Below are 16652 nucleotides of genomic sequence, written 5' to 3' on the forward strand. Positions count from 1 at the left end.
TTACAGAATGAAATCCGTTTACAAATGAAGTTGAGCTATATATATACCCGTAGGGCCTAAAAAGGCAAAAAAAAGAGAAACACCCTTCACAGCTTATAAAGCTGATTCGGCGGCGGACGTATGAAAAGGAGTACATTCCCGGTCATACGTCCGCCGAGGTGTTTCTAAAGTAATGTCGGCTTAGCTGTATTATAACAGCGCGTTGATGCTGTATCTGTGATATCGATCACACAGTTTAAAATGCTTCACATTTTTTCCAAAAGGATACGAGATCCCCCTCCACCTTGTTCAGCAGGAACTACCACCAGCTTGCGCGGTAACCTTGCACGAAGCTCTGGAACGTGGCTGATAATACCGACAGACAGCTGGTCATTATGCAACCTTTCAAGTGAAGTAATCACTGTATCCAGCAGCTCTGGGTCGAGAGTACCAAACCCTTCATCTAAGAAGAAAAATTGTAACGGATATTGCCCACGCAGCTGGATCTGAGCTGAAAGAGCAAGTGCCAGCGAAAGGGATGTTAGGAAGGTCTCTCCACCAGACAGGGTTGATACAGGTCTTCTCACCCCGCCGTTCCCGTCATCACGGATCACAAAGCCGCCACCCGAATCAACCTCCAATGCATAACGCTGCTTACTCAGGAATCGAAGCCGCTGGGAAGCGGACTGACACACCTGCATCAATTGTTCCTCAGCAATGTACTCAACAAAGGCGTTCCCACGTAAGACCGTCTGTAGTTTGGAGAGTTGATCTTGCATAGAAGCGTGCTCAATCTGCTTAGCTTCGAGCTCCATCCAGCGAATATGTCGATGCCGCAGGTCCTCCAGATCACGCTCTGCACGTGCTCTTGACTGAAGAGATACTTCATCCTCAGCCTTGCTTTCTCTTAAGATCCCCTGACTTTCTTGCCATTCTTCTTCACTTAAGCTGGCTCCGTCAAGCTTCTCTTCAATATTACGCAGTTGCAACGAGACCTCAGCTTCTTCGGCACGATGAGCACGTACGCGGGAATAAGCCATTTCCCTTGCTTCGGATGTGAGCGCTGCTCCTTCAACCTCAGTGGCTGAACTAAACGGTGAAGAAGCCAAGCTTTGTTCCCAATGACTGGTAGCTGCTACGTAATGTTCACGCGCAGATTCCGCAGCCTGGCGAGTAATCGCTGCTTCCTTAACCTCATGCTGAGCCTTCTCCGCCGCTGCGAGATGTGACTGCTTGCTTGTCTCCAGAGCAGTTAACAATTCCTGCAGACGTCCTTCACATTCCGCTAGAAGAGGAGCAGCAGAACGACCATTCGTCCACTCCAGTAAACGCTGTTCTTTTTCACGCTGCAATTCTTCCTTGCCTTCGATCTGTGTGATCCACTGAGCCAGCTCTTTATCCAGCCCCGTTATGGTCTCTTGAAGGTTCTGCACTGAAGCACTTTTCTCCTCCAGAAACTTGACACTGATATCAAGTCGAGATCTAATTTCTTCAGCTTGTGCATCCTTAGCTAACAGATCACGGTAAGCTTGTTCCACTTCTCCAGGTGCCAGATCCGGGAACTGCTGTGTCCAGTTCTGCCGTAGAGCCGTTAGCTGGGCGCTGAGTTCCTCAGCTTTGGCAGCAATTCCTTCTACCCAGCTCCGTTCACCTGCGACAGCTGCCGCTTCTTTGAGGCACAGCTGCTGGACCTCCTGCATCGATTGCTGCCACTGTACCGCAGTTCGGCGTTCTTCACCTGACTGTCCTTTTAATCCCAAATGTGCAGCTTCAAGTTCTGCCAAGGCTTTTTCATCTGGAATGATTAAATCGGTGGAAGTAACTGCACTACTTACTTCTGAACCTGCAGCTGCAGGGTGATTTGCCGCTTCGATGACTTCATTTCCAAATACCTGCTCCAGCCATACTTGATCCTGTTCACGAAGACCACGGAACAGATGACGAGCTTCCAAAGCCCGTCTAGACAATGTTCGGACTTGCTGAAGCTTCATTTCCAGTTCTTGTTGCTCTAAGCTATCCTGCAATAATGCAGGTGAAGGATGATGCTCGCTGCCGCATACAGGGCAGGGTTGTCCTTCTTCCAGCTCCTTAGCTAGTGCTAACGATAATCTGTGAAGCTCTTGATCCTTCATAGCCGCTTCCAAAGTGCTGACATGTTGCTCCAGGCGCTCCGCTGCGGCGCGCGCAGCTTCTTCTGTCGCCAGCAGCTTCTCTTGATGCAGCGCCGCCTCGCGGATCAGTTGCCCGCGAGCAGCTTCCTGCAGCTCGCGACGGCCCTCGGCCTCCGCGAGTCGCGCCTGCGCAGCCGCGAGTGCAGCGGCACGCTCGCGGCGCTCCTTCTCCGCCTTATCCCACTGGGATTCGGCGGAGTGCAGCCCTTGCAGTCTCTGCATCGCTTCTTGCAGAGACTGCCGCTCCTGGGAGCGGACACCGAGCGGCTGCAAGCTCTGCTGCAGCTCTTGCTGGCGCTTTTGGCCCTTGGCCAAAAGCTCACGCTCCCGGGCCATGCCCTCCCGCAGCTCCGCCAGCTTGCGGGAGGCCTCTTCGCGGCGCTCGCGCAGAGCCGCGAGTTCGCGCCGCAGGCCGCCGAGCTCGGACTCGAGCTCGAGCGCGCGGCGGTAGGTGCCGGCCCCCTCCCGGAGGGCCGGCTCTTCCGCCGCAAGCGCGGCCTGCGCAGCAGCCGCGACGGCAGCGGCACGCGCCGCCTCCTGCTCGGCGGCGGCGGCCATCACCTCTTGGCCCTCCGCGCGGGCCAATCGGCTCTTAAAGGCTTCTTCCGCGCTGCGCCATGCTTTCAGCGCGGGAAGCCTTGCCTCGGCCTCGTCAGCTTGGCCGAGCTTCTGTTCAAGGAGGAGAATCTCCTCCTCCTTGGCGAGCAGCCCCTGCCGCTGTAACTCGCGGCGGGTCCGTTCCTCTTGGAGCTCGCGTATACGCGCAAAACGCTCCGAGACCTGCAGCGCCGCCTCCAGCTTGCGGCGGCATTCCGCAGCATAAAGGGTGGCCTGCTCGAGGCGCTCCGCCGCTGCCTCTACATCCCCTTTGCCTGCGCTGCCAAGACCCTGCTGCTCCGCTTCCAGCGCGCGGAGCGCAGCCTCATTCTCCTTCACCCGGCGACTAAGCTTAATCGCAAGCTGATCGCCATACTGTTCCAGATGGAACAGGCGTTGCAGCATTTGCCGACGATCTACGCCACGAAGTGATAAGAATTCGGCAAATTTCCCCTGCGGCAATACAACCGCTCGCGTGAAGTCATCCATTTTTAGACCGATATGCTCCTCCACACAGCGTGTAACATCTGCGAGCTTATCCGCCATAACATTATCACCGTCAGGTGTGATTTCAATGAAACGGCTAATCGTGTTGCTGACAGTTTGTTCACCAGTCCGCTTGAACTTCCTTTCAACACGATAACGATGTGCCCCCACGGAAGAAGTGAGCTCAAAGGTAAACGCCACGCTGAGTGAATCTTCAGAGTGGTTCATAATCCCCTGTGTTCCATTAACGGCACGTTCCACTTTCCCGTACATCGCCAAAGTAATAGCATCCAGCAAGCTAGACTTGCCGCTGCCCGTAGGTCCAAAAATCCCAAACAGACCCGTCTCACACAGACTTTCAAAATCTATTTCTTGCATTTCTCTATAACTCTGTAATCCTGCTACTTTTAATAGAATAGGTTTCACCTTAGTTCTCCTCTCCTTCCTCCGGCTGACGCCGTTCTTCTTCGGTTAGCTGTAAGAACAGCTCTATCAAGCTATCCTCCGGTTCTGCTCCACCTGTCTGACGCTGATAGAATTTACGGAACAATTCTTGCACCGGCATTCGTGAACGGGCAGTTTGTTCGAGCTCCATCTCCATTTGCGGGTAGATTGGACGAATATGAATGATCCCCTCGCGTGATTTGCGCAGGCGCTGAATATCATTCATCGACATGGCTTCACTAAGCCGAATCTCCAAATCTATAAAAGCAGAAGCATCTCTACCTTCATCCAGCCAGTTATATACCTCCTGCAATCCACCAGTGGAGCTCCATCTTACAAGCGGACGCCCACAGCGAAGATAAATCTCTTCAAAGGTTGGCTCGCCACCCGGCGCAACATCAATAAGCGTCACCGATTTAGCCTGTCCTGCTTCAGAAAAACTGTATGCCAGCGGAGATCCGCTGTAACGGATCATTCCTTCCCCTTTGACACGTTGTGCGCGATGAAGATGACCTAGTGCAGTATATTGCGCTCCACAAGCCAAAGCAGAAGGATCAACGGTATACGCTCCGCCCACTTGAATTGGACGTTCCGAATCACTTTCCACACCACCAAGCACATAAATATGGCTCATCGCCAAATTTACAGTCTGCGGCGTGAATTCCCGTCCCAACAGCTGCATGAGCTTGCCAACCCGTGTACTATAAGCCAGTCGAAGCTCCTCTTCTCCGCTATCTCCTGCAAGCAGTTCACCGAGACGCGCCTCGGAGGGATAAGGAAGAGCTGCGATTTTGGCGATCTCACCCGTGCGTGCAGCATGAACAGTCACTGGCTCTGAGGTAGGAAGCCCCACTAATGTAATCCCCTGCCTTAGTACAAGCGGTGAAACTGAAGATACGCGCTCCGGTTGATCATGATTTCCGGCGATCACAACAAGGGGCCTGCCCCCTGAAGTCAGCCTTGCGGCAGCCTCATAGAATAGTTGTTCTGAAGCCGCTGGTGGATTAACGGAATCGTACACATCTCCCGCCATCATTATCAAATCCACTTTATGAAAATCGGCGATCTCCACCAATTCATCTATGAACTGCTCTTGCTCCTTCTGCCGGCTTCTTCCTTCCAGCGTTCGGCCGAGGTGCCAATCTCCCGTGTGCAATATCCGCATCTTCGTCCTCTTTCCCCGCTCCTATGCGGTAATGAATAGATTTATAATTTCACAGCATGTCCGCCGTCAAAAAAGTACAGCCAAATCTCGCTGATCGGTTCTCCCAAAATATCATGTAATGCCTTGCTGTATAACTCTAGCTGAAAACGATATTTTTCCTTAAGCGCTTCTAACCCACCCTGATGTTCTAAAACAGAGTCCGTCTTATAGTCTAACAAAATAATCCGGTCCTCCTCGCGGAACAGGCAGTCAATCACCCCTTGGATCAGCACTCCTTCACTAAAGCCTTCATTATTATTTCCATGGCTTAGCTCTGAGACGGCTTTATTCATATAATCGAGCCCTATATAAGCCTCGCCTGCGGGAAGCATATAACTGAATGGCATTTCTCTAAGCTTCCAAGAAGAATCTATTAATCTACGACCAAGTTCATTCGCATAAAAAGTCTCTATCTGATCAGGGGCTACCGCCTCCACCTGCTCAGCAGTAAGAATAGCTAATCTCTGCAAACGGGCTAATGTTTCTTCCACAACTTTAGGATCAACAGAACCCTCCAGCGGAATATGCTGCATAACCGTATGGAAGGCTGTCCCGCGCTCCGCTGGGGTTAGACTGCGCTTTTCCATAAATTTCGGACGCCGCAAGTGCAGACTGTCTGCTCCTGCCACATCTGTGCGTTTATTGTTTTCTGTTGAGGTGACAGGATAGCCACCTTCCTCTAGAAGATCATAAGAAGGCTGGTCCTGCATCGACAACAAAGATTTTAACTCTGTAACAGAGGTTTTGGCCGGAATACCAGAGGCAGCCGCAAACGGATAAGGCCATTCTAGTCTTCTAGCAATTTCATCGCTATTCACTGATCCATAGACGCTTACAGATTCACCTTTTTGCAGCGCCTTGAGTACAGATTGACGTTCTTCTGCTTTGTCCTCTGAGTCATCCGAAGGAAGGAACGCCCCGGAATTCAGTTCGGAAGCATTCTGCACACTGATGCTCCAGTTCGAGACATCGCTGTGCAGCACTGTCGAGACGGTACCTTCAGAGCCGCCTAGCTTCCGAAGAATAGCCGCCGCCGGATGCCGGATCAATGCCGGTCCAACCCAGTCCAGATAGCTGCGACCCCGGGCTAGTAAATGATCAGCAAGCAGTAGCTCATCCCGATTCTGCACACTGCTCCAGCTAGCAATTTTCCGTGGTAAATCTCTTACGGTACCGACTAGAATCATCTTATCTCTCGGACGAGTTAAAGCTACATATAATACCCGCATTTCCTCAGCCAATAATTCAAGTCGTGTACGACGATTAATAGCCAAATAAGGAAGCGTTGGGTAGCTGACCCGTGTTTCCCGCTCCACAAAACGTGGCCCGAAGCCAAGCTCTTTGTGCATCAGGAAAGGAGAATGCAAATCCTGTCGATTAAACTGCTTCGCCATGCCCGCTATAAAAACAACAGGGAATTCCAAGCCTTTGGATTTATGGATGGTCATAATTCTGACCCCATTGCCCTCTTCACCGCCACTACCAGCTACACCAAGATCTCCGCCATTCTCACGAAGCCGTGAAATGAACACCAGAAAACGGAACAACCCACGCGCCGCAGTATCATTCTCAAATTGAACAGCCCGATCATACAAAGCTTTAAGATTGTTCTGTCGCTGTGAGCCACCAGGCAAGCCTCCAACCCATTCCAGATAGCCACTCTCACCATAAATACGCCAGATCAGCTCACTGAGACTGCCTTGTCTAGCCGCATCTCTCCAGCTTTCAAGCCGTTCTAGAAAATTCTTAAGCTTTTGCTTCAGCTTTAGGCTGATTTGCGGTAAAGCTCCACTTCCAGATTCCACCTCATTAATGACTTCATCATTATTATCTGAGGTAACTTTCTCTTCCGCTGCACTTGCTGTTTCTATCACATGAGCCGAGAAAAGATCGTATTCTTCCTCAGCTTCGTTTGCATCTTGCATGTTTGCTGCCATTTGTACAGCACGATAGAAAGAACCATGGCTGTACATCCGAACTTTAGCCAGTTCCTCTTCAGTTAAACCAACAACAGGTGAACGAAGCACACCAGCGAGTGGAATATCCTGCTGAGGATTATCGACTATTTTTAAGAGTGAGAGTGCAATTTCTACTTCTGTAGCTTCAAAATAGCCTTTATTCAGATCCCCGTAAGCAGGGATTCCCTCCATCCGAAGCTCTTCAATAATTAAAGGGGTCCATATTCTCGCCGAACGAAGCAAAATCACGATATCACCATAAATCACTGGGCGCATAATCTTAAGCCCTTTATCATAAATCAGCAGCGGAGATCCGCCATTCAGGCCAGTCATCTGTAAAATGCGGCGAGCAATCGCCCGTGCTTCCAGTTGCGCAGTCTCACTTTCAATAGCTTCACTTTCCTGAAGTGGAGTCTCACCGTCCTCAGTCTCTTCTAATTTACCTGCTGCCGCTCCGCGATCGATCAATAATAGCTCTGGTGCAAAAAAAGTATCTGGCCCCTTCTCTGCTGCACCCGGGAAATTCGCTCCATACACAAGCTCAGCACGCTCGTCATAATTAATCTCCGCCACTGTCTCGTTCATAATCTGCCGAAAAATCATATTTACGGCATTTACAACCTCCATACGACTACGGAAATTACGGGCTAGATCGATAACCGAACCGCCGGACGATTCATTAGGCTTCTCAGATAACTCGCTTAACTCGGATTCGCCAACTGTATTACTGCCACCTCCGGCATTCTTAGAGCCAAAGCTACGGTATTTATCCAGAAACAGCCCCGGCTCTGCCAGACGGAACCGATAAATACTTTGCTTCATATCTCCGACCATAAATCGGTTACCAGGTGTTTCGCGGGAGATAAGCCGCACAATCTCTTCTTGCACACTATTCGTATCCTGATATTCATCTAACAGGACCTCATCGAATTGGGCACGGTACTCCATCGCTGCATCAGAAGGCAGGGAATGGCCTGGTAGAGAATCAGGATGGCGCAAAATTTGCAGACAATAATGCTCCAAATCACTAAAGTCGACGAGACCCCGTCCTGCTTTTTCGATTCGATAACGTTCACCGAACGCTATCACCGTCTCAGCAAGCTCTGCCATAAGAGGAGCCGCCTCGTTCAGTTCTCTCAAAAAAACATCTGCAGGACGGCCAAACAATGCCTTCTGAAGATCTAAAATACTCTTCTTCACACTATCGCGCAGTTCTTTAACCATTTCCTGCAGTCCAGGATCTGTCGAATCCTTCTTGCAAGCTTTCAATTTTCCAAAGTATACTTCCATGAAAATATCATATAATTCTGCCCATGGCCGTTCATTCACAGCCTCCTGCAATGCATTTACCATCTCAAGGTCAGTCGTCAAATTCTCGGCATAAGGCGCCGGACCACCCGGCTGTAGCGCGACCTCCCGGCCTTGGATAAGCTGACTGGCTGCACCCGCAAGGGTCAGCTTCGCTTCTTCAAGAATACTTAGCACCCAAGGAGTTCGACCCAAGCTATCTGTGTCAGGTAATGAGAAATCAGCTGCGGTATCACGAAGCCACTGCTCTGGCCAAGGATGGCTGCGGGCATAATCATGCAGTCGCTGTATGAGCGCATGTACCGCATCATCGCTGCGTTCACCACTGAACCAGTCAGCAAGCTGTACAAATACGCTGTCCGCGCCATCTTCACCTACTTCACCGTATTTTTCCTCCAGTAGCTCTTGAAGCAGCTCCTGCCGCATCATCTCTGCTTCATGTTCGTTCAGGATACGGAAACCAGGATCTATAGGAATAATCTGATAATAACGCCGGATCACTTCCAGACAGAAGGAGTGTAGTGTTGTAATCGAGGCTTTCCCGAGCAACGACAGCTGACGGCGTAAATGGTCATTCTCTCCATTCTCCTCAAGCTCCCGATCTAGTGCTTCCCTAATCCGCTGGCGCATCTCGGCAGCAGCAGCTTTGGTAAACGTAGCTACTAGCAATCTATCTACGCTAAAGCCATTCTCTTCCTTGCTGATTTTGCGAATAATCCGTTCTACAAGTACCGCTGTCTTACCGGAACCTGCCGCCGCGGCAACGAGGATATCATCACCGCTCTCAGCGATGGCGCGCCACTGGTCATCACTCCATATGCTTCCTTCCGGTTTCGCTTCTATTTCAGACTTCATACTCACGGTGTAGTTCCTCCTTTGCGGGACAGCAGATCCCAAATAACGTCCTTCCCTGGCTTACCCAGATTGTTGTAGCCATTGCCTTCCACGGCTTCATCGAACTGGCAGACGGGTCTAAAGGAACAGAATGTGCAGGCTGTCTCTTGCCCAATCCGGTATGGCTCAATCGCCACATCACCTTCCGTAATACGTGTCCCGATATCCGAGATCGTTCCCCGAACGGATGATAATAAGTGTCCCCATTGCTCTGGTGTAGCTACAGAAGCACTACTATAAAAACTGCCATCAGCTTTTACTGCTACAGGCACGATAGAAGAATACCCTTTGTCTAAAGTCGTATCCATCAGGGATACTACCTCGCGGTCTGCTGTAAGCAGTCCTTTCATCTTGAAGCGTTTCAGCAATTCTTGTTCTGCCTGTTCCTTGTTCATCCCGTTAGATGAGGTTAACAGTGGGTCATGTACGTGGAAATACAGTGTCCCTGCTGGAAGCGCCGGTTGCCCGAGCCATTGCTCCGAATACGTAAGCAGCACATCCAGATAGGTCAGCATCTGTAGCGATAATCCATAGTACACCTCGTGCAGCTTGAGGTCTTTTTGACTCGATTTATAGTCAATCACCCGCAGAAGAATTCCATTCTCTCCTCGGGCCATGTCTACACGGTCAATCCGTCCAACAACCTCCATCACACAGCCATTCGGCAGCGTAATTCTTAAAGGAGGCAACTCCTTATCCGGTCCAAAATCCAGCTCCAGCCCTACCGGCTCAAAGCTGCCTCGGCGGGCATGCTCGCCCAGAATTACAGAAGCACGTCCAACAATATTTTTCAGCTTGCGTGAGATGTATCCGTAACGTTTAGAGCTCATCAGAATTTCACCCTGCAGCATCGGCGATAAACGTTCTACCGTCTCACTTGCCTCACGCCGACATTCCTCTGGAGACAAGCTTCCCCAGCCGCGGCCCTCTTCTTTCAGTCTTACCGCCATGTCACTTAATGCAGCATGGAACAGTTGTCCAATATCAGGTGCTTGCAGCTTATATAGCTGGCGTTCCTTCAGTCTAAGTCCGTAAGATGCAAAATGGGAGAAGGAACAAGCAACAAACTTCTCCATCCGGGACACACTGCCTCGCAGTGTCGATCCACCGTACAATCTAAGGCTTGTTCCACGTTTTAGCTTCGTTCCCACGTTACGGTAGAACAATGAACTGAGCAGACGTTTCAATTCGAGACTACGAATATCATCAGCAGCGAACCAGTTATACACATCCCACCATAATTCAGGTATCTCCGTCCCCTGGCGCCACTGGCGTAGCTGCATAATCAATGCACGAAGACTCTGTTCTGGATGACCAATGTAACCGAGGTGAATGGAATCTCTGACTTCTTCTGGTAGTCCTACAGGTGGAAGTGCTGCCAAGCTGTGCTCATGAACCCTTGGGAACATTCTATGCAAATGACGGATTACCTCAGAGGGAAGAAGCGCCTTGCCCTCATCATCAGCAGTGGCGTAGCTAATCCAGAGCTTTCGACTTCCTGTCGTTAGCGCATTATAGATCAAAAACCGCTCGTCCAGCAGCTTACGAGAAGCACCAGGAGCAAGCTCCATACCGGCGTTCTCAAGCACAGAGCGTTCGCCTTCCGAGAGAATTCCATCTTCCTTAAACTGCGCAGGCACAACACCTTCATTAAATCCAAGCAAAAAAGCGTATTTAACTCCCGTTGGTCGAGTCCGATCCATGTTACCAACCAGTACTTGATCGAGCGCGGGAGGAACAAGTCCCATCTTAAGCTCAGCAAGTCCTGTCTCTAGGACTCCGGTGAACACATCAAATTCAAGTCTCTCGTTGCCCATCATCTCGACGATCTGATCTAGCAGATCAAGCACTGCACCCCACAGCTGACTATGTTCTCTAGCCTTCTCGGGTTGCCCCTTCTCCATAGCACCGACACTAAGTTTCTCCAGCTTTCGGGCAACATCCGTCTCATCAAGCAGCTTGTACACTGCGGTACATAGTTCAAGGCCGCTTCTACTCTTCTGTATCCGTTTCTCAAAAGCAAATAGAGGTCCCGTTATACTAGCACGGCATCGCTCCATTGTAGCAAGCAGTTCTTCATCCATCTGTCTGCCGCCTTCCAGCGACAAGCTAGGAATCCCTTTCCATGAACGGCCATCCGTCCAGCGATACCCTTGAATCCCACAAGCCAGCACATAATTCTCTAAGGCGTCCATATCCTCACGCGTAATACTACCGTCCAGCGGTAGCAAAAGCTCTGTCTTTACACAGCGGAATACATCCTCGAAGCGCCAGCGTCGACGCACCACATCCAATGCGGAGCGTACAAACTCTACCAATGGATGGTGCAGCTCATTTACCTTCTGGTCCAGAAAAAAAGGTACTCCGTAATCTTGGAACAACGGTTTAATCAGTTGCTCGTAATCTCCAATATTACGCATCAATACGGCCATTTCACCATATTTTGCACCTTCATCTCGCGCCAGTCTGATCATTTCACGCAGTGCTCCCTCAACCTCTGCTCTATGAGAAACTGCTGCGCCTATAGATATCGCTTCATTTGCCAGTTCATCTGCACCCATCCAGACCTTTCGGCGGTCATATCCCCTTTCGAGATGAGCAAGAACAGGACTTTCTTCAAAACGCGGAAGAACCGCTGGCTCCAGAAGCTCGTCCCACACATCAATGCCCAGCTCTTCAGCTATTCCACGCAGTTTAATGTAAGTAACCGCAGTTGGGTGAAACAATTCAAGCTCATTCAACTGATCTCCATAGGGATACGAACGATCAAGTGTAAGGGACACGGTCAGCTTCGATGCTTGCTGCATCAATTCTCGAAGCACTACGAATTCCTGCGGGGTAAAGCCGTGGAACCCATCTACCCAAATCTCCGACCCGCGAATGTAAGAGGAATCAGGAATATGCTCAGCTAGTTCCGCTAAACGATCCTCTTCGTCGATATAGAGGCGTGACATTTCCTTCTCTAAATCGCTGAATACCAGCTGTAAATCATCCAGCTTGCCTTCAAGAATAGGACTTCTTGCAATAGCGCCTCGCATTGCGGATAACTGCTCCTCTAAATCAGAGGAAGCCAAGCAGCAACGCTTCATCTCCGTATGCAGTTGATTCAACCGTTCGACAAAACCCGGTCTGTCGGCAGAGGCACCGAATAATTTCAGTTCCTCTTTACGGCGACTGATGATTTTGTAAATCAACATCTTTTTACCCTCTTCACTGATCGGCAGACTAGCGCTGCCTCCAGTTTCCTGTTTCACTCGATAGGCAAGCCGAGAAAAGCTCAGTGTCTGCGCCCGAATGCTTCCCTTCACATTCCCTACGGTCAAAAGCCCCCGTTCTGCTCCAAAGGAACCTTGTTCAGGTACAAGAATAATGATCGGCGCGCCAAGAGGCTCCTTCTCTAATGAAGAAGAAATAGACTCCCATATTTTTGTTGTCTTGCCACTACCAGAGCGGCCTAGTAAAAAGGTTACCGACATAAATGATAGACTCCTTCCGTAGCGGAGAAAATGTATATGATACAAGGTGAAATACTCACCGTTTGATAATGTTCAAATGAAAAAGTTCAGTCGTTCCTCGTCCCCTCAGTATAACATAGCTGCACATATCAGAACATGCGTTTGCTAGTATTTTCTAATGATTTACAATAAAAAAGCTACGAAGTAAACAGCAACTATTGTATTTTGGTGACTTGCTGTTTAGTATTTCTAGTTTGTTAATACCCGGTGCGCAACGTTCGATGCTTTCTGTTTGGAGCGTAGAGTTAGGGTTCGAGATTCGGGTTCGCTTATAGCGTTAATCTGCCAGTTAGCTTAATAGATAACATTGAACTATAGTTAAATATTTATCTAATCGGCGAAGTATAACGTTCTTGTCCTCAGTCAAGGGCAAGAAACATGATTCCTTAATCAAAAAAAGCCGCTAAATTAGCGACTTTCAATCAAATATTTTTCTTTTCCTAAACCTTTCCTTTGTATTTCATCTAACATGAGCGTTTCTTAATGAACAGTTGTATCTGATAATCCCACTGCAATATTCCAGTCACAATAATGTTATGAAGAACAAAATCTGGACACACATCGTATTCCGTCTTTGCCCTTTCAAGTAAATTTTGTAATACAGCATTCTTATTCTCTTCGGTACAAATTGCACACAGATAGTCCCCTTCTGGTAGCACAGTCAGCCCCTCTAAAGACGGATATTTCAAGCAAACAGCAAATAATCGTGTTATTCCTTCAGTCGTGAACATTCCTGCCATATCTTCAAACAGAAATTGTGAATGCAGAGACGTTTCAATTTGTTGATAGAAATGTCTGTGATAGTCCCATAAATTCTTAAGTGTGGGGCTTTCCATTTTATTCGAAAGCATAATTACCCTTTCCTCTATGTGTCTGACAAAGTAATTTTCACTTTGACTATAACCGTCGTGGAACTTATTTTCATAATGTAGATAGGCACGTTTAATTTTCGATTTTGCATACTGCAGACGAGCAATTTTATCGTCTGCTCTTTTTTCTGCTTGTTTTAGAAATGCAATTACTTTAGAGAGATCATTCTGCTGCAAAATATCTTTAATATCCATTAAAGTAAGGTCCATTGCTTTGAGCAGTTCAATGGTTTGCAGCTTTACGAGCTCCTGCTCGGAATAGTATCGATATCCCGACAATTCATCTTTATAGCATGGCTTGACTAATCCAATACGATCATAGTGCCGCAAGGTCTCAGTGGTCATCTCTACGATCTCTGCTGCTTGCTTAATTGTAAAATAGTTGTTCATATCTACCCTCTTGACCTTTTTGTAACACAAAAGTTTATGATGATTAAAACATATGCGACTGATAAACGCAACGAAATACAAAATGAATTTATTACCAGAGAGGAAGGCAAATATGAAGAACTAAATCATGTATCAAAGGATTATCCTTTGTTGTATATCTGAATTTGTCTGCATAGCAGCTTAAGATTGGAATTCGTAGGACTGGCTATATTTAAAAGAAAAATGATTTAACGAAGGAGCATTTTACAATGAAAAGTACTGCAAAAAAATTACTAACTACTATATGCACATTGGTGACACTATTGATATCATTAGCAGGATGTTCCTCCGACTCCACTTCCATGGAGGAAAAAAATTACACCATACCTGCCCAAAAGATTGATACCTTAACAATTGATGTAAAGGACAAAAAAATAAGTATCCTCCAATCTAAAGATGAACAAATTCATATTGTTTACTATGAAAGTGAGAAAAATTTTTACAAGATTGATCTATCTGACGATAAAGAACTGTCAATGGTAAGTGACAGTAATAAGGAATGGAACGACTATATCGGAGGAAAAGGCTCGCAAGTAACCAGAACTATTCAGGTATCGATACCTGATGCAACTTTAAAAAATTTGACTTTAAAAACATCAAATGAAAGTATTGTATTACCGACAATCGTGTTTTTAGGGACAGTGGAAGTAAACATAAATAACGGAAATATCCAACTGGACAAATTGAATGTAGGGACGGCTATAACCCTTGAAACAAAAAACGGAAATATTAGCGGTTCAATTTCAGGGTCATATGATGATTTCGCGATCTTAAGCAAGGTAAAGAAAGGAGATAGCAATTTACCTGCCAATAAAGAGAATGGTTCGAAAAAATTATCTGCTTATACAAATAACGGCGATATTACCTTACAATTTTCTGAGTAGCCAGTAGTTAAATATTGGCTCGTATGAAATCAAATACAAGGGATAACCCCTGTTTCACTTTTGAAACTTCTGGTCCTACCTCTTCGACTATTCCACCGGCCTATGACCGATAAAATATCCCTCTTGTAATGGAAAATCACCTTGATAAATTTGTTGATCCGACCCGTAAATCGATTATTTTATGATGTACCCGAGGGTCAAAATTAAGCTTGATCGTGACTTCCATCAAAATAAAGTATAAGCCGCATTACAGCGGCTTATACTTTCTGAATTACATTGAGACTCAGGAGTCGCCATTCATGAATTTCGTGCTGTTTTGGCAACTTTTCGGACTAAGCGGACGTACCTTGTTAATCCCGAATCCTACTCTTCTTAGAACATAGCAAAAAATCCGTAAAAAGAGGCCTCAATCGAAGACTCCTTTTACGGAATAAAATCCATTACCTATATGAACAGCCAGCTTATTTCTTACTCCGCACTTCAAAAATCGCAAACTTCAGATAGTGTCCTTCGTTAACGCCTAGAATCTGCGGATGGTCTTTGCCTGCTGCACGCCATTCCACAAGTCTCAATACTTTACCTGCATCTTTAGCTGCGTCGGCAATCGTCTCAAGGAATAGATCCGGCTGCATGTGGTAAGAACAACTTGCAGTAACCAAATATCCGCCTTCGTTCACCAGCTTCATGCCGTGTAGATTAATATCCTTGTAACCACGGCAAGCACCTGCTACTGCACTTTTAGTTTTCGCAAACGCTGGAGGGTCTAGGATAACTACATCCCAAGTTTTACCTCCACCTGCTGTCATCGGCTTGGAGGTATCCGTTTTGGTTGTTTTGCCTCCGGATTTAGCATTTGTAGACGCTACTGTTGATTCCGTTCCGCTTGCAATCGTCGCCCGCTCCGAACGTTCCTCCAGACCTTTTACCTGATTGCGCAGGTAAGCAAAAGCATCATCCACTACAAATTCCACTCGATCACTAAAGCCATTCAGCTCCACATTGACCTTGGCACTCTCTATGGCATGAGCAGAAACGTCAAGGCAGGTTACTTTTTTCGCGCCATACTTGCAAGCATGCAGAGTGAAGCTGCCTGTGTGCGAGAAACATTCCAGCACTGTAGCACCATCCCAATAAGGGAAGGTTACGTGTTTACCACTCTTGTTTACCGGCAAAGTTTGTAACGAGCCATCTTCTGCTTCGATTTCTTGCAGCGTAATGCCACTTCGTCCACCCCAGCCCTTCATGAGTGGGGCAATGGATGCTCTATTCTCACGCTGATCAAAGAAGTAGCCTGTCTTTTGGCCCTCTTCGATATCTACTACCAGCTTAAGGCCATTCTCACTTACGGTAACATGACGCGGGCATTCCCCGTACAGCACACCCGTAGTCTGCTCCATCCCTTCCAGTTCGCGCACGCTAACATCACTGCGTTCATAAATACCACGCGGTGTCATAACCTGTACAAGTGCTTCAACAATCTCTGTACGGCGCTTGTCCATTCCAAGTGTAAGGAGCTGCACAACCAGAATATCCCCGAATCGATCCACAATAAGCCCTGGCAAAAAGTCCGCCTCTCCATAAACCAAACGGTAAGCATCTGCCCCAGGAAGGAAACGTTCTCTATGCTGTAGACAATTCGTAAACCGTTCTGCGAAAAAAGCGGTGTCCATTATAGCCAACGGTCCCTGTGATACAATTCTCACCCGAATCTGCGATGCTGGATTGTAATATCCTACAGCCAGAAACCGACCTTGATGGTTAAGGACATCAACTAATCCCCCAGCCTCTGGGTTTCCTTCAACTGATGCAACTTCACCTGCGTAGACCCATGGATGGCCCTGTTCCAGTCTTTTTTTACGATTGCGTTCTAAAATAACCGATGCCAATGACTTCAACTCCCTGTTTTTCTAAAAA

Annotated in this window: 7 protein-coding genes and 1 pseudogene; 1 reads left to right on the forward strand and 7 read right to left on the reverse strand. The window is 47.9% G+C overall.

Annotation, left to right across the window (positions count from 1 at the left end; all coding sequences use genetic code 11):
* Window positions 1–245: 245 nt before the first annotated feature.
* The 5 genes from NYE25_RS13905 to NYE25_RS13925 all read right to left on the reverse strand — a co-directional run bounded on the left by NYE25_RS13905 (window position 246) and on the right by NYE25_RS13925 (window position 13815).
* The gene (locus tag NYE25_RS13905; protein WP_341146132.1) at window positions 246–3659 is read right to left on the reverse strand and encodes an AAA family ATPase; all 3414 of its coding nucleotides are present in this window, start codon (window positions 3657–3659) and stop codon (window positions 246–248) included.
* Between the two features lies 1 nt (window position 3660).
* Window positions 3661–4842 (reverse strand): exonuclease SbcCD subunit D, encoded by a 1182-nt coding sequence (locus NYE25_RS13910; RefSeq protein ID WP_341146133.1) that lies wholly within the window; start codon window positions 4840–4842, stop codon window positions 3661–3663.
* A gap of 41 nt (window positions 4843–4883) precedes the next feature.
* On the reverse strand, window positions 4884–9002 hold the full coding sequence (gene addA / locus NYE25_RS13915; RefSeq protein ID WP_341147728.1) for a helicase-exonuclease AddAB subunit AddA: 4119 nt from the start codon (window positions 9000–9002) through the stop codon (window positions 4884–4886).
* Between the two features lie 2 nt (window positions 9003–9004).
* A complete protein-coding gene (addB, locus tag NYE25_RS13920) occupies window positions 9005–12517 on the reverse strand; it encodes a helicase-exonuclease AddAB subunit AddB (RefSeq protein ID WP_341146134.1) in 3513 nt (1170 codons plus the stop codon).
* 503 nt (window positions 12518–13020) lie between these two features.
* On the reverse strand, window positions 13021–13815 hold the full coding sequence (locus tag NYE25_RS13925; RefSeq protein ID WP_341146135.1) for a MerR family transcriptional regulator: 795 nt from the start codon (window positions 13813–13815) through the stop codon (window positions 13021–13023).
* A gap of 248 nt (window positions 13816–14063) precedes the next feature.
* Here NYE25_RS13925 and NYE25_RS13930 point away from each other — a divergent pair, with 248 nt between their 5' ends.
* The gene (locus NYE25_RS13930; protein WP_341146136.1) at window positions 14064–14738 is read left to right on the forward strand and encodes a DUF4097 family beta strand repeat-containing protein; all 675 of its coding nucleotides are present in this window, start codon (window positions 14064–14066) and stop codon (window positions 14736–14738) included.
* 25 nt (window positions 14739–14763) lie between these two features.
* Here the strand turns inward: NYE25_RS13930 and NYE25_RS13935 are convergent.
* A pseudogene (locus NYE25_RS13935) lies at window positions 14764–14912 on the reverse strand (alcohol dehydrogenase catalytic domain-containing protein); the annotation flags it as partial.
* Window positions 14913–15199: 287 nt separating this feature from the next.
* On the reverse strand, window positions 15200–16624 hold the full coding sequence (locus NYE25_RS13940) for a class I SAM-dependent rRNA methyltransferase (protein ID WP_341146137.1): 1425 nt from the start codon (window positions 16622–16624) through the stop codon (window positions 15200–15202).
* Window positions 16625–16652: the final 28 nt, after the last annotated feature.

This window comes from Paenibacillus sp. FSL E2-8871, assembly GCF_038000345.1.
Classification (GTDB): domain Bacteria; phylum Bacillota; class Bacilli; order Paenibacillales; family Paenibacillaceae; genus Paenibacillus_AQ.

Bases quoted from the DNA above. Each gene is read 5' to 3' on its own strand.
- NYE25_RS13910 (WP_341146133.1), bottom strand. From the start codon at position 4,842: ATGCGGATATTGCACACGGGAGATTGGCACCTCGGCCGAACGCTGGAA.
- addA (WP_341147728.1), bottom strand. From the start codon at position 9,002: ATGAAGTCTGAAATAGAAGCGAAACCGGAAGGAAGCATATGGAGTGAT.
- addB (WP_341146134.1), bottom strand. From the start codon at position 12,517: ATGTCGGTAACCTTTTTACTAGGCCGCTCTGGTAGTGGCAAGACAACA.
- NYE25_RS13925 (WP_341146135.1), bottom strand. From the start codon at position 13,815: ATGAACAACTATTTTACAATTAAGCAAGCAGCAGAGATCGTAGAGATG.
- NYE25_RS13930 (WP_341146136.1), top strand. From the start codon at position 14,064: ATGAAAAGTACTGCAAAAAAATTACTAACTACTATATGCACATTGGTG.